This window comes from Paenirhizobium cremeum, assembly GCF_047553425.1.
In the GTDB taxonomy this organism is placed as follows: Bacteria; Pseudomonadota; Alphaproteobacteria; order Rhizobiales; family Rhizobiaceae; genus Allorhizobium; species Allorhizobium cremeum.
Map to the genome: position 1 here is coordinate 3,998,775 of NZ_CP180217.1, position 13,499 is coordinate 4,012,273.

A 13,499-nucleotide genomic window follows, 5' to 3' on the forward strand; every position below is an offset into this window, starting at 1 on the left:
GCCTCTGTCCCATTCCGACGCGGGTGCGGCAGATTAAGCCCCTCCCCCCTGTGGGGAGGGGTTGGGGAAGGGGCTTTATCGGGAATGAAGTTCATTCCGCCGCCTCCTTGTCCGGTGCGAGCAGATGGCCGGCATGGCCGTGTTCCCGGCGTTCCTCGCAATGGTCGGTGTCGGAGCAGACGAACATGCGTCCGCCCTTGTCGTCGAGAATGACCTCGTCGAGATAGACGTTCTCTGCGCCGCAGAGCGCGCAGGGCTTGTCGAAACGCTGGATCTCGAAGGGATGGTCCTCGAAATCCAGGCTGACGACTTCGGTAAAGGGCGGAATGGCGTAGATGCGCTTCTCGCGGCCGGCGCCGAAAAGCTGGAGCGCTTCCGACATGTGCATCTTCGGATTGTCGAATTTCGGCGTCGGCGAGGGGTCCATCACGTAGCGTCCCGCGACCTTGACCGGATAGGCATAGGTGGTGGCGATCCGGCCGTTGCGGGCGATATCCTCGTAGAGCTTCACATGCATGAGCCCGTATTCCTCAAGCGCATGCATCTTGCGCGTTTCCGTCTCGCGCGGTTCGAGGAAGCGCAGCGGTTCCGGGATCGGAACCTGATAGACGAGCACATGGTTCTCGTTGAGTGTCTCTTCCGGAATGCGGTGGCGGGTCTGGATGATCGTCGCCTCGCGGGTGTGGGTGGTGACCGCGACATTGGCCACCTTCTGGAAGAAGGCCCGGATCGAAACGGCATTGGTCGTATCGTCGGCGCCCTGGTCTATCACCTTCAGCACGTCCTCGGGTCCGAGGACCGAGGCCGTGACCTGCACCCCGCCCGTTCCCCAGCCATAGGGCATGGGCATTTCGCGGGATGCGAAAGGCACCTGATAGCCGGGTATCGCGATGGCTTTCAGGATCGCGCGGCGGATCATCCGCTTGGTCTGTTCGTCGAGATAAGCGAAATTATAACTCGCCAGGTCGCCATACTGCGAAACTTCTTGCGTCATCGGGCGTTGTCCTTGCTCTGAAGGAGGTGCTGGGTATGGAAGTCAGCGTGATACTTACGATCATCATCGCGACCATGATCGCCGCGACCGTTGTCAGCGCATACTGGTTCCAGGAGGAAAGGGACTAGGCTGACGCGCGTCATTCCGCAGCCTCGGCGCGGGCGTTGGCGTCCGTTTCGCCGCGTGCGGCGTCGAAGTCGCGGCGCATGCGGCGGACGAGATCGAGTTCGGCCTGGAAGTCGACGTAATGCGGCAGCTTGAGGTGTTCCACGAAGCCGGTCGCCTGCACGTTGTCGGAATGGGATATGACGAATTCCTCGTCCTGCGCCGGAGCGACGATGTCCTCGCCGAGTTCGCTCGCACGAAGTGCGCGATCGACCAGCGACATCGCCATGGCCTTGCGTTCGCTCTGGCCGAACACGAGCCCGTAACCGCGGGTGAATTGCGGCGGAGCCTTGGCCGAACCCTTGAACTGGTTCACCATCTGGCATTCGGTTACGCGGATAGGGCCAAGCGATACGGCAAAGCCCAGTTCCGGGACCTCGATCTCCACATCCACTTCTCCGATCCGGATTTCGCCGGCAAAGGGGTGGGTGCGGCCATAGCCGCGCTGTGTCGAGTAGGCGAGCGCTAACAGAAAGCCCTCGTCGCCGCGCGCAAGTGCCTGAAGGCGCAGGTCGCGCGCCATGGGAAACTCGATCGGCTCGCGGGTAATGTCGCCCGCGATATGATCCTCCGGCATGTCGCCGTCAGCCTCGACAAGGCCTTCCTGAGCGAGAATGTCGGAAACGCGCATGACCTTTTCATCGCTGGCCGGGCGAAGAGCGGGCTCTTCCACATCCGCATCCTCGAGCATGGAGACATCGAGAAGCCGATGGGTGTAGTCGAAGGTCGGCCCGAGCAGCTGTCCGCCCGGCAGGTCCTTGTAGGTCGCAGAAATACGCCGCTCCACGCGCATGCGGCCGGTGTCGATCGGGACGGAATAGCCGAAGCGCGGTAATGTCGTGCGATAGGCGCGGAGCAGAAAGATCGCCTCGATCATGTCGCCCCGCGCCTGCTTGACGGAGAGGGCGGCAAGCGCCCGGTCATGCAGCGACGCCTCGGCCATGACGCGGTCGACCGCGAGGCCGAGTTGTTCGACGATTTGCTCGATCGTGAGCGAGGGCAGCGAACGGTCGCCTCGGCGCCGGTCGGCGAGCAGGCGGTGAGCGTTTGCGATGGCCGCCTCGCCACCCTTTACGGCAACATACATGGTCTCACATCTCCCTTGCGGTGATCTTGCATGTCCGCGGCAGGCCGAGCATTTCGCTGCCCGCCGTCAGCACGACGTCGACGCCGCGCGGGAAAAGCGCCCGGTTGTCGGCCCATTGCCTCAGAAACATCTCCGGCAGGCCCTTTGGCGCGATATGCGTTGTTTCCCTGATGCCCGGACCGGTGAGCGCGAGACCCGGTCCGCCATCGAGGCTTGCGACTTCGATGACGATGGTCGTCGAACGGTCCGGATATTCCTGGGTCCCGGAAGAAAAGAGGCCGAAGGAGGCGAGTGTCGTGCCGGCTTCCGCAAAAGCGAAGCGGGCTTCGACCTTTTCGCGGGTCAGCGGAGCGCCGGTGTGGAAGGCGATCCAGTCGCCGACTGGCGATTTTGAAAGCCCGGCCGTGAGCCAGACCGGGGTATCGTGGTCGCAAAGGGTCAACGCAATCGCTCCTGCGGCCGGGCCGAGGGGCGGCGGCGGGCTGACCTGTGGCGCGACGGTACGGATGCTGCCCGGGCGCGCCATGCAGTCCATCAGGGTGCGAAAGACGCTCTGGGCATGGAAAACCGGTTCGGTGAAGCCGCCGGTCAGGGCATCGGTTTTCGGGTCCATCAGTCCTCTCCCCTTACCATGGTGAAGAAATCGACGCGGGTCGCCGCCGTCTCTTCCGCCTTGCTGCGTTCCGCGGCTTCGATGCGGGCGGCGACCGGCTGGAGCAACTGCGCTTCGATGAAAGGCCGGTGTTCGACCTCCTGCCACAGCGCATCGAAGATCGCGGCAAGCCGGGCCCGGCTGCGGTCGGTGCCGAGTACATGTCCGTGGCCGACGGTTCCGGATGAAAGCCGGACCGCTGCCCTGCTGACGGTTGCCTCGCCGAGATTAAAGGCCGCGCCGCCGCCGCCGATGCGTCCGCGCACCATGACGAGGCCGGTCTCCGGTCCGCGCAGCGCCTCGACAGCGGGTTGCGGTTCCAGGGCCTCCCAAACGGTTTTCAGTTCGGTGACAGTCGCCCTGGCCAGCAGGTCCGTCACCCTCTTTCGCTGCGGCGAACCGGTCGCCCTGTCTTGTTCTGCGGTGTCCATTGCCAAACCTCGAAATGTCTATTAATATAGACAACCATACAAGTTAAATTATAGCTACCAATCGAGCGTGACAAGCGTGTGACATGACGGACGTGGCAACGGTTCAGAGGCAGAAGGGCGTGGCGCTTTGGCGCCAGATCGCCGACAAGATCAGGGCGAATATCTCTGCGGGCGAATATGACTCGACCGGCATGGTGCCGCCGGAAACAGTGCTGGCCGAGCAGTTCGGCGTGAATCGCCATACGATCCGCAGCGCGTTGGCGGCGCTCGGGCAGGAGGGCATCGTTCGCGCCATGCAAGGCCGCGGAACGATGATCGAGGTGAAGGACCGCTTCAATTTCCCGATTTCCAGGCGAACACGCTTCACCCAGGGCATAGGTCGCCAGGCGCGTGATATCGAGGGATTTCTCCTGTCATCGGCGCGCGAGATTGCCACGGCCGAGGTCGCCCGCTGGCTGAAGCTTGCGCCCGGAACCGAGGTTATCAGGCTAGAAGCGGTGCGCAAGGCTGACGGCCGCGCTCTTTCGCGGGCAACGACCTGGTTTCCCGCGGCCCGCTTCGAGGGCATTGCGGAAGTCTTCGCTAAGACGGGTTCGGTGACAAAGGCGTTGTCGGAGTTCGGCGTCGGCGACTACCTGCGGGATAAGACCGAAATCACTGCCCGGCACGCGGAACCGGATGACGTCGCCACGCTGGAGTTGACGCCGGGCGCGATCGTTCTCGTCACCCGTGCACTCAATACCGACCCCGACGGTGAACCCATCCAGTATTCGATCACGCGCTTTCCTGCGGATCGCGTCCAGTTCACCATCGGTGGCTGATCGGGAGATAGCCTGCCCGGCGGGAAGAGGGCGCGCCGGTCTCCGGCGCGCCTCGAATTTCTCAGTGGGCGCCGGACATGTCGCCGAGCACTTCCTTGGAAGCGACGGTTGAGTCGGCCTTGAGCTTGTAGACCATCGGAACCCCGGTCGCGAGGTTGAGCTTGAGGATCTCTTCCTTGGAGAGGCGGTCGAGCACCATGACGAGGGCGCGCAGAGAATTGCCGTGGGCGGCAACCAGCACCGTTTCGCCCCTGAGGACGCGCGGCAGGATTTCCGTCATGTAATAGGGCCAGACGCGGGCGCCGGTGTCGCGCAGGCTTTCGCCGCCCGGCGGCGGAACGTCGTAGGAGCGGCGCCAGATATGCACCTGCTCCTCGCCCCATTTGGCGCGGGCATCGTCCTTGTTGAGGCCGGAGAGATCGCCGTAGTCACGCTCGTTCAGTGCCTCGTCGCGGATGGTCTCGAGGTTGGGCTGGCCGACATTGTCGAGCACGATCTGGCAGGTCTTCTGGGCGCGGCTGAGTGCCGATGTATAGGCGACGTCGAACTTGATGCCGTAGTCGGCAAGCGCCTTGCCGCCGGCATTGGCTTCCTGCACGCCAAGCTCGGTCAGGTCCGGATCGCGCCAGCCGGTGAAAAGGTTTTTGAGGTTCCATTCGCTCTGGCCGTGACGTACGAGCACGAGGGTACCAGTCATTGCAAAAATCCTCCGAGGCAGAGTTATTTGGTGGGATTGAGCCCGAGCACGTCGAGCATGGAATAGAGACCGGGCTTCTGGCCATAGGCCCATAGCGCTGCCTTGACCGCGCCGCGCGCGAAGATCGTGCGGTCGCCGGCGCTGTGGGAAAGCGTCACCAACTCGCCTTCGCCGGCGAGGATGACCGAATGTTCTCCGACGACGGAGCCGCCGCGTAGCGTGGCAAAGCCGATGGAGCCGGCCTCCCGGGGGCCGGTGTGGCCGTCGCGCACGCGCACCGAATGGCCGGCAAGGTCAATATCGCGGCCCTTGGCGGCTGCCTCGCCGAGCAGCAGCGCCGTTCCCGAGGGAGCGTCCACCTTGTGCTTGTGGTGCATTTCCAGGACCTCGATGTCCCATCCGGCCGCGTCGAGCGCGCGGGCCGCCTGCTGCACGAGCACCGAGAGCAGGTTGACGCCGAGGCTCATATTGCCGGATTTGACGATCCGCGCATGGCGGGCGGCGGCCTCGATCTTCGCTTCGTGTTCCGGCTGACAGCCAGTGGTGCCGATCACATGGACGATGCGGGCCTGTGCGGCCAGCGCGGCAAATTCCATTGTAGTCGCGGGAGAGGTGAAGTCGATCACCCCGTGGGCGTCGAGGAAGGCCGCCAGCGGATCGTCGGTTACCGCAACGCCGATCGGGCCGAGGCCTGCGATCTCGCCGGCATCCTTGCCAACCAGCGGCGAGCCCGAGCGCACCACGGCGGCATGAAGGGTGACGCCTTCGGTCGCGTGAATGATGCGGATGAGCGCCTGGCCCATGCGCCCACCGGCACCGACGACGACGAGCTTCATTGCATCCTTCATGATTTCACGCTGTCCCTAGCTGAGATCGTTTTGTGCGGCGGGTTGCAGGTTGTTGAGGCGAGCGTAGAGCCCGTCCGGACGCTGTGCAAGGCTCTCATGCGTGCCTTCCTCGGCGATCCGTCCCTCATGCATGACGATGATCTTGTCGGCCTTGATGACGGTCGACAGACGATGGGCGATCACCACCACCGTGCGGCCGTGCATGGCCTGGTCGAGCGCCTTCTGCACGGCTGCCTCGGATTCGGTGTCGAGCGCGGAGGTCGCCTCGTCGAGCAGCAGGATCGGCGCATTGCGCACAAGAGCACGGGCAATCGAAAGCCGCTGCCGCTGGCCGCCGGAAAGGGTTACGCCGTTTTCCCCGACCGGGGTGTCGTAGCCGAGCGGCTGTGCGGTGATGAAGTCGTGGGCATAGGCGAGCCGCGCGGCATCCTCGATTTCCGCATCCGTCGCATCCGGTCGACCGTAGCGGATGTTGTCGCGGATCGTGCCTTCGAAGAGGTAGGGCTGCTGCGAGACATAGGCGATATGCTTGCGCAGCGATGCCTTGGTCACGTCGGCGATATTCTGCCCGTCAATCAGGATTTCGCCGCTTGACGGATCGTAGAAGCGCGGGATCAGCGTGATGACGGTCGACTTGCCCGCGCCGGAGGGACCGACCAGCGCCGTCGTCTTGCCGCCCTCGGCGACGAAGTCGATGCCTTTCAGCACCTTTTCTCCATCCCCATAGGCAAAGGTCACGCCACGGAACTCGATGGATGCATCGGTGACCGCGAGATCGGCCGCACCCGGCTTTTCCCGCTGATGTGGCTGCATGTCGAGGATTTCATAGATCATCCGGGCATTGACCACGGCCCGCTCCATCTGCACCTGCAGCTTGGCGAGCCGTTTGGCGGGTTCATAGGCCATCAGCAGTGCCGCGACGAAGGAGAAGAAGGCGCCCGGCAGCATGTCGCCATAGATCGAGCGGAAGGCGGCATAGGCCAGCACGCTGGAAATGGCGAGGCCGGCGAATGTTTCGGTGAGCGGCGAGGTGCGCTCGGAGAGTCGTGCGATCCTGTTCGAACGTTTTTCCGCAGCGTCTATGGTGGTGCCGACCTTGCGCTCGAGTTGCTCCTCCATGGTGAAGGCCTTGACGATCGCGATGCCCTGCACGGTTTCCTGCATTGCCCCCAGCACGTGGCTGTTGAAGATGATCGCTTCCTTCGTCGCCGCCCGCAGGCGCTTGGAAATGTAGCGCAGCGCATAGAGAAGCGGCGGCGCGACCACGAAGACGATCAGCGTCAGCATCGGGTCCTTGAAGATCATCACGCCGATCAGTGCGATGAGGCTCAAGAGGTCGCGCGCCGTCGAGGTGACCGTCAGGTTGAGCACGTCGCGGATGCCGTTGATGTTCTGGCTGATCTGGGCGGCGAGATGGGCCGAGCGGGATTCGGTGAAATAGCCGAGCGACAGCGTCATCAGATGGGCGAAGAGCCGCCGCTGGTAGCGCGCCACGATATTGTTGCCGATTTTGGAAAGAGTCACGGCCTGACCGTAACTCGCAAGCCCGCGCAGCACGAAAGCAGCGAGAATGGAGCCGCAGATCAGCCAGACGAGGTCGGCGCGCTTGTTGGCGAAGGCCTCGTTGACCACGGATTCCATGATCCAGGCGGTAAACGCCGTCGTCAGGGCCACGGTCGCCAGACAGATGATGGCGAAGATGTATCCGCGGATGTGGTCGCGGCCGTTTTCGGCGATGATGCGTTTGAGGACTGCTGTCACGCTGTTCGAGCTGATAGCTGTCGTCTGTGTCCTGGAGGCGTCCAAAATGAAGCCAATCCCCCGTGAAACTGGGTGGTTGCGGGCATCATGCCCTATTTCTGCGCGCTCTATAGCCAGTGAAGGGCCGTTTGGCCATAGCCAATTGCTGCGCGGACGAAAGGCGAAATCAGCGGCGCCAGCGGCGGCCCTCGGTCGCAAGCCCGAAACTGCCGGGCGTCCGGGCATAGGTGGCAAGTCCCGAAAGTGCTGCCAGCGGATGGGTGACGACGAAGGTCGGAATGGTCTTCATCAGATGGCTGTGGGGCGCCTTATCCTCGAAAGCCTGCCGGAACTCCGGTCTCTTCAGCGCCGGAATGATCTTCTGGGAAATGCCGCCGGCGAGGAAGACGCCACCACGCGCCATGAAGATCAGCGCCATGTCGCCGGCGACCCGCCCGAGATAGGTCACGAAGAGTGATATGGTTTCAACGGCGGCCGGGTCGGCGCCGGAGAGCGCATTCGTGGTCACCTCGGCCGGATCCTTGTAGACCGGCTCGATGCCGCTTGCGGCGCAGACGGCGCCGTAGATGTTGAGAATGCCCCGGCCGCTCACCAATTGCTCGGCCGAAATCCGTCCTTCGATCGGCGTCAGATGCGGGAAGATCTCATAGTCGCGCTCGCTGCGCGGACCGACATCCACGTGCCCGCCCTCGCCGGGAACGGGAAACCACATGTGCTGGGCATGCACGAGACCGGCGACGCCAAGTCCGGTGCCGGGACCGAGAACGACGCGCGAGGCAAGTGAGGTGTCCCCCTGTTCGCCGATCGGTTCGCGATATTGATCGGCGAGCGAGGCGATCGCCAGCGCCTGCGCCTCGAAGTCGTTGACAACGAGAACGTCGGAAAATCCGAGATCGGAGATCATCGCCTTGGGACGCACCACCCAGTCGCAATTGGTCAGCGGTATCTCGTCGTCGTTGATCGGGCCGGCAATCGCCAGGATCGCCGAGCGCGGCTGTACCGAGGTCTTGTCGAGAACCGTGACCTGGATCGCCTCGTCGATGGTTGCGAAATCCGCGGTATGCACGTTCGGAAACTGCTTCGGCTCGGCATAGGCGTCGATCAGGATTGAGAAGCGCGCATTCGTGCCCCCGATGTCGCCGATCAGGATGGGGAACGTGAGCTGTTCGTTTTCGAGGGACTTGGGCATGGCGGGTTCCGTGTCGGGCCTTTGGGGGCTCAGGCGTTCTGGGCCCCTGGGGTCAGGAGGATTTCTGCGGTGGCACGGTTCAGGGCCATCGGAATGTCATAGACCGTTGCAAGCCGCATCAGCGCTTTTACATCGACATCATGAGGCATGGATGTCAAAGGGTCGACGAAGAAGATCAGCATATCGACCTCTCCGGTCGCGATCATCGCGCCGATCTGCTGATCGCCGCCAAGCGGACCGCTTTTCAGTCGCGTGACGTCAAGCGAGGGACAGGCCTCCTTGATGCGCCCGCCGGTCGTGCCGGTCGCCACGATGCGTTGCTTTGCAAGCTCGGCCTCGTGCTGGCGGGCAAATTCCGCCATATCGTCCTTCTTCTGGTCATGGGCAATCAGGGCGATACATTTTTGAGCGGTCACGAAGCGCCTCGGTCCGGATTTTCAATCGATTTGAACGCCTTCTATCGCAGCCGGAAGCGGTTGAAAAGCCCGGCCTTGAGGCAAGCCGGGCCTGTGCGAGCTCAGTTGCCGGCAGGACGGGGCAACGGAACCGGAACATCGGCTGGTGCATTGTCCGGCATCTGGGCTGCAATGGCCGCGCCTGCAGCCGCCGGCTCGGGCGTTGCGGCGAGCGCCGAAACGGGGGCTGCACCATTTGCGGAATAGGTCGCTGCCCATTCGCTGTCCACGGAAGGCGCGTTCAGCACCATGGCGCAGGCTTTCGGCAGGTCTGAAAGCTGCATCGGTTTCGGCTTCGGCGCGGGTTTCGCATTGGGGTCTTTCTTCGGCTTCGCCCAAGGCTCGTCGGTAAACCACCATGCGAGAGACTTGTCGCAGCCGTCGCCGGGCGGAATGTCGGCCTGGTCCTTGCAGCCGGCGGCATCGGCGGGGCACTTGATGCGGACGTGGAAATGGTAGTCATGGCCGTAATAGGGCCGCACCTTGCCGAGATCGGTGCGGTCGCCCTTCCAAGTCTCGCACAGCTTCTTCTTGATCGCCGGGTTGACGAAAATGCGCTCTACCTGCGGATAGCTCGCAGCCCGCATGATGACCCGCGCATGCGCCGGCGTCCAGATGTTCGGATCGACGGTCAGGAAGGCATTCTTCTTCAGCATGGAGGTCGCCGAGATATTTTCGCGCTCATTGGCCGACAGCGTGCGCGACGGCATCGGCGTCAGCCAGATGTCCGCATCGAGGCCTATCTGGTGGGAGGCGTGTCCGGAGAGCATCGGTCCGCCGCGCGGCTGGGAGATGTCGCCAAGCAGCAATCCCGGCCAGCCGTCATACTTCGCGGCGTCCTGCGACAGGCGTTCCAGCAGCGAGATCATCTGCGGATGGCCCCAGCGGCGGTTGCGTGAAAGCCGCATCGCCTGCCAGGTGGGCCCGTCGGTCGGAATGGCGACCCCGCCGGCAAGGCAGCCCTTCGAATAAAAGCCGTAGGAACTCGGATCAGCTCGCGTCGGCAGCTTCATTCCGCCGAAAAGCTCCTTGGCGGGCGGGCCGTCTGCCGCCCATCCGTCCGCGATGGCGCCCGCCATGCTTGCCGCAAAGGCCAGCGCAACTGCCAGCCGCCTCGAAACCGCTCTCATCGTCATGCTGTCCGCCGCATTTTCTCAATCCCGCTCCGGCGGGTGATTTGCTTCTACTTTAACCTGAATGCCGATTTTGTTGAATCCGTGATCGTATCGTGATCCCGGCACGGTCTGTTTTTTGCCGAGGTTTGGCCTATGCTGGTCTCAATGAAAAACAACAGGGGTGATTTGCATGGGATTGGCTTTCCTGAGGACAGGTGTCTTCACGTGTGCACTGGCGGCGCTTGCGCCGCAGGCCTTGCAGGCGCAGGAGCCCGAATGGCGGCATGCGATCTCGGTCATCGAGGCGCCGAAATATCCCAAGGATTTCCCCCGGTTCAACTACGTCAATCCCGATGCGCCGAAAGCCGGCGATCTGAAGCTCTCTGCTTCCGGCACCTTCGACACCTTCAACCCCGTGCTCGACAAGGGCGAACTCGCCGCCGGCCTGACGCCGCGCCTCTCGTTGGTAACCGAGACACTGCTGAAGCCGTCGATGGACGAGGTCGATGCGGTCTACGGTCTGCTGGCCGAAGCTGTCGCCTATCCCGAAGATTACGCCTGGGTGAAATTCCGCTTGCGGCCGGAAGCGAAATGGGCGGACGGCCAGCCGGTCACGCCCGAGGATGTCGTCTTCAGCTTCGAGAAGTTCAAGGATCTCAATCCGAAATATACAAGCTATTACCAGCATGTGCTGAAGGCGGAAAAGACCGGAGAGCGCGAAGTCACCTTCACCTTCGACGAGAAGAACAATCGCGAATTGCCGGTCATCGTCGGCGAGATCGACATCGTTCCCATGCACTGGTGGACGGCCAATGGCCCGGACGGCAAGCCGCGCGACATCTCGAAGACCACTCTGGAGCCGATCATGGGCTCAGGCCCTTATCGCATCGCTTCCTTCTCGCCGGGCTCGACGATCCGTTATGAGCTTCGCGACGACTATTGGGGCAGGGATATCAACGTCAACATCGGCTACGACAACTTCCGCAGCCAGACCTACACCTATTTTGCCGACCTCGATGTCGAGTTCGAGGCCTTCCGGTCCGGCAATGTCGATTACTGGGCTGAGAATTCCGCCATGCGCTGGGCGCGCTCCTATGATTTTCCCGCCGTTGCTGACGGCCGCGTCAAGCGCGAGGTGCTCGACAACGAATACAAGACATCGGGCGTTCTCGTCGGTTTCATTCCCAACATGCGCCGCGACAAGTTCAAGGACCCACGTCTGCGCAGAGCCCTGAACTATGCCTTCGACTTCGAGGAACTGAACCGCACGATCTTTTTCGGCCAGTATCAGCGCATCGACAGCTATTTCTACGGCTCCGAACTCGCATCCAGCGGTTTGCCGGAAGGCAAGGAACTGGAAATCCTGAAAGGGTTGGGCGACGGCGTGCCGCCTGAAGTTTTCACGACCGAATACAAGAATCCGGTGGCAGGCGATCCCGCAAAGCTGCGCGACAACCTCCGCACCGCCATATCGCTCTTCCGTGAGGCCGGCTACGAGATCCGCGGTGGCCGGATGACCGATACGAAGAGCGGAACACCGCTTTCCTTCGAAATCCTGCTGAACGGACCGACCATCGAGAGGGTGGCATTGCCGTTCGCGGACAACCTGAAGAAGATCGGCGTCACGGTGTCGGTGAGGACGGTCGATGCCTCCCAATATGCCAACCGCGTCAGAAGCTTTGACTACGATATGATTTATCTCGGCTGGGCTCAGAGCCTCAATCCTGGCAACGAGCAGAAGAACTACTGGGGTTCGCAGTCGGTCGGTCAGGAGGGGTCGCAGAACTATGCCGGCATTTCCAGTCCCGCGGTCGACAAGCTGATTAATCAGATCATCTTCGTCAAGGATCGCGAAACGCTGATCCCGACGGTAAAGGCGCTCGATCGCCTTCTGCTGGCGGGAAGCTACACTGTGCCCTCCTACACCATGCGGTCCTCGCGCATCGCCTATTGGGACAAGTTCGGCCGACCGGCGGAATTGCCGACATACGGTATCGGCTTTCCGTCCATCTGGTGGGCCAAAGGGGCGTCGAAGTGATTGGCGGGGCTTGCGCGCCACATTTGAGCAGCTACCAATAAACCCCACGAATCGCATGGGCCGGCAGGCCGTCTGCCGGCGGGAAAGGACGAACGGATTGAAATCGGGACTTGAGACGGACATCGTGCACCGCGCGGGAGAGACGGCCTGATGGGTGCCTATATCCTTCGGCGTCTCCTGCTGATGATCCCGACCATCGTCGGGATCATGGGCATTTCCTTCCTTGTCATCCAGTTTGCCCCGGGCGGCCCTGTCGAACAGGTCATTGCCCAGCTGACCGGGCAGGGAGACAGCGCCGACCAGCGCCTTTCCGGCGGCGGCGACATGCTCAACCAGCAGTTCGGCAACGACGAGATGAACGCCAAGTATCGGGGCGCTCAGGGGCTCGATCCGGAACTCATCGCCAAGCTCGAGAAGCAGTTCGGCTTCGACAAGCCGCCTCTGACCCGCTTCCTCGAGATGATGTGGAACTATATCCGCTTCGATTTCGGCGAGAGCTTCTTCCGCAACACCACGGTCATCGACCTGATCGTCGAGAAGATGCCGGTGTCGATCTCGCTTGGAGTCTGGATCCTGATCTTCTCCTATGCGATTTCGATCCCGCTCGGCATCAAGAAGGCCGTCGCGGACGGCTCCCCCTTCGATGTCTGGACCTCTGGCGTCATCGTCATCGGCTATGCCGTACCGAGCTTCCTGTTCGGTATCCTGCTGATCGTGCTCTTCGCCGGCGGTTCCTTCTTCGACTGGTTCCCGCTGCGCGGTCTCGTCTCCGACAATTTCGCCCAGCTGTCCTGGTGGGAAAAGATCGTCGACTACTTCTGGCACCTGACCTTGCCGCTGATCGCGCTGTCGCTTTCGGCCTTTGCGACGACGACACTCCTTACCAAGAATTCCTTCATCGACGAGATCAAGAAGCAGTATGTCGTGACCGCCCGCGCTAAAGGCTTGAACGAGCGGCAGGTGCTTTACGGCCATGTGTTCCGCAACGCCATGCTGATCGTGATCGCCGGTATTCCCGGCGCCTTCATCTCGGCCTTCTTCACCGGTTCGCTGTTGATCGAGAACATCTTCTCGCTCGATGGCCTTGGCCGGCTCGGCTATCTTTCGGTGGTCAACCGGGACTATCCTGTCGTCTTTGCCACGCTCTACATCTTCTCGCTGATGGGCCTTTTCGTCGGCCTGATCTCCGACCTGATCTACACCTGGATCGATCCGCGCATCGATTTCGACCGGAGGGATGTCTGAC

The 13,499-nt window shown here is 62.4% G+C and carries 13 protein-coding genes; 3 read left to right on the top strand and 10 right to left on the bottom strand.

Annotated features, from left to right (window positions below; all coding sequences use genetic code 11):
• Window positions 1-91 precede the first annotated feature (91 nt).
• The 4 genes from ACLBKR_RS19245 to phnG form a co-directional block, all read right to left on the bottom strand.
• A complete protein-coding gene (locus tag ACLBKR_RS19245; protein WP_113447079.1) occupies window positions 92-994 on the bottom strand; it encodes an alpha-D-ribose 1-methylphosphonate 5-phosphate C-P-lyase PhnJ in 903 nt (300 codons plus the stop codon).
• A 139-nt stretch (window positions 995-1,133) separates the two neighbouring features.
• A complete protein-coding gene (locus tag ACLBKR_RS19250) occupies window positions 1,134-2,246 on the bottom strand; it encodes a carbon-phosphorus lyase complex subunit PhnI (protein ID WP_113447078.1) in 1,113 nt (370 codons plus the stop codon).
• A gap of 4 nt (window positions 2,247-2,250) precedes the next feature.
• On the bottom strand, window positions 2,251-2,859 hold the full coding sequence (gene phnH / locus ACLBKR_RS19255; RefSeq protein WP_113447077.1) for a phosphonate C-P lyase system protein PhnH: 609 nt from the start codon (window positions 2,857-2,859) through the stop codon (window positions 2,251-2,253).
• Entirely contained in the window at window positions 2,859-3,329 is a 471-nt protein-coding gene (phnG, locus tag ACLBKR_RS19260) for a phosphonate C-P lyase system protein PhnG (RefSeq protein WP_113338551.1), read from the bottom strand. The genes phnH and phnG overlap by 1 nt, the downstream gene beginning before the upstream one ends.
• A gap of 83 nt (window positions 3,330-3,412) precedes the next feature.
• On the opposite strand from phnG, the gene phnF reads away from it, so the two are divergent.
• Window positions 3,413-4,150, top strand: coding sequence for a phosphonate metabolism transcriptional regulator PhnF (gene phnF / locus ACLBKR_RS19265; protein ID WP_113447076.1), 738 nt, complete (start codon window positions 3,413-3,415; stop codon window positions 4,148-4,150).
• A 61-nt stretch (window positions 4,151-4,211) separates the two neighbouring features.
• Here phnF and ACLBKR_RS19270 read toward each other — a convergent pair whose 3' ends face one another.
• The 6 genes from ACLBKR_RS19270 to mepA all read right to left on the bottom strand — a co-directional run bounded on the left by ACLBKR_RS19270 (window position 4,212) and on the right by mepA (window position 10,230).
• Complete coding sequence (locus ACLBKR_RS19270) at window positions 4,212-4,847, bottom strand: 2,3-bisphosphoglycerate-dependent phosphoglycerate mutase (protein WP_112827497.1); 636 nt, start codon at window positions 4,845-4,847, stop codon at window positions 4,212-4,214.
• 23 nt (window positions 4,848-4,870) lie between these two features.
• Window positions 4,871-5,695 carry a 4-hydroxy-tetrahydrodipicolinate reductase gene (dapB, locus tag ACLBKR_RS19275; protein WP_113447075.1) on the bottom strand — a complete coding sequence of 275 codons (825 nt, stop codon included), beginning with the start codon at window positions 5,693-5,695 and terminating at the stop codon, window positions 4,871-4,873.
• A 15-nt stretch (window positions 5,696-5,710) separates the two neighbouring features.
• Window positions 5,711-7,501, bottom strand: coding sequence for an ABC transporter ATP-binding protein (locus ACLBKR_RS19280; protein ID WP_113447074.1), 1,791 nt, complete (start codon window positions 7,499-7,501; stop codon window positions 5,711-5,713).
• Between the two features lie 121 nt (window positions 7,502-7,622).
• Window positions 7,623-8,645, bottom strand: a complete 1,023-nt coding sequence (locus ACLBKR_RS19285) for a glucokinase (RefSeq protein ID WP_113447073.1) — start codon at window positions 8,643-8,645, stop codon at window positions 7,623-7,625.
• 29 nt (window positions 8,646-8,674) lie between these two features.
• Window positions 8,675-9,007: a methylglyoxal synthase gene (locus ACLBKR_RS19290; protein ID WP_414901839.1), complete on the bottom strand. Its 333-nt coding sequence runs from the start codon at window positions 9,005-9,007 to the stop codon at window positions 8,675-8,677.
• A gap of 155 nt (window positions 9,008-9,162) precedes the next feature.
• Window positions 9,163-10,230, bottom strand: a complete 1,068-nt coding sequence (mepA, locus tag ACLBKR_RS19295) for a penicillin-insensitive murein endopeptidase (protein WP_162757794.1) — start codon at window positions 10,228-10,230, stop codon at window positions 9,163-9,165.
• Between the two features lie 175 nt (window positions 10,231-10,405).
• Between mepA and ACLBKR_RS19300 the strand changes: the two genes are divergently transcribed.
• Window positions 10,406-12,253: an extracellular solute-binding protein gene (locus ACLBKR_RS19300; RefSeq protein WP_113447071.1), complete on the top strand. Its 1,848-nt coding sequence runs from the start codon at window positions 10,406-10,408 to the stop codon at window positions 12,251-12,253.
• A gap of 150 nt (window positions 12,254-12,403) precedes the next feature.
• On the top strand, window positions 12,404-13,498 hold the full coding sequence (locus tag ACLBKR_RS19305) for a microcin C ABC transporter permease YejB (RefSeq protein WP_113443943.1): 1,095 nt from the start codon (window positions 12,404-12,406) through the stop codon (window positions 13,496-13,498).
• Window position 13,499 lies beyond the last annotated feature (1 nt).

Bases quoted from the DNA above. Each gene is read 5' to 3' on its own strand.
- ACLBKR_RS19245 (WP_113447079.1), bottom strand. From the start codon at position 994: ATGACGCAAGAAGTTTCGCAGTATGGCGACCTGGCGAGTTATAATTTC.
- ACLBKR_RS19250 (WP_113447078.1), bottom strand. From the start codon at position 2,246: ATGTATGTTGCCGTAAAGGGTGGCGAGGCGGCCATCGCAAACGCTCAC.
- phnH (WP_113447077.1), bottom strand. From the start codon at position 2,859: ATGGACCCGAAAACCGATGCCCTGACCGGCGGCTTCACCGAACCGGTT.
- phnG (WP_113338551.1), bottom strand. From the start codon at position 3,329: ATGGACACCGCAGAACAAGACAGGGCGACCGGTTCGCCGCAGCGAAAG.
- phnF (WP_113447076.1), top strand. From the start codon at position 3,413: ATGACGGACGTGGCAACGGTTCAGAGGCAGAAGGGCGTGGCGCTTTGG.
- ACLBKR_RS19270 (WP_112827497.1), bottom strand. From the start codon at position 4,847: ATGACTGGTACCCTCGTGCTCGTACGTCACGGCCAGAGCGAATGGAAC.
- dapB (WP_113447075.1), bottom strand. From the start codon at position 5,695: ATGAAGGATGCAATGAAGCTCGTCGTCGTCGGTGCCGGTGGGCGCATG.
- ACLBKR_RS19285 (WP_113447073.1), bottom strand. From the start codon at position 8,645: ATGCCCAAGTCCCTCGAAAACGAACAGCTCACGTTCCCCATCCTGATC.
- ACLBKR_RS19290 (WP_414901839.1), bottom strand. From the start codon at position 9,007: ATGGCGGAATTTGCCCGCCAGCACGAGGCCGAGCTTGCAAAGCAACGC.
- mepA (WP_162757794.1), bottom strand. From the start codon at position 10,230: ATGAGAGCGGTTTCGAGGCGGCTGGCAGTTGCGCTGGCCTTTGCGGCA.
- ACLBKR_RS19300 (WP_113447071.1), top strand. From the start codon at position 10,406: ATGGGATTGGCTTTCCTGAGGACAGGTGTCTTCACGTGTGCACTGGCG.
- ACLBKR_RS19305 (WP_113443943.1), top strand. From the start codon at position 12,404: ATGGGTGCCTATATCCTTCGGCGTCTCCTGCTGATGATCCCGACCATC.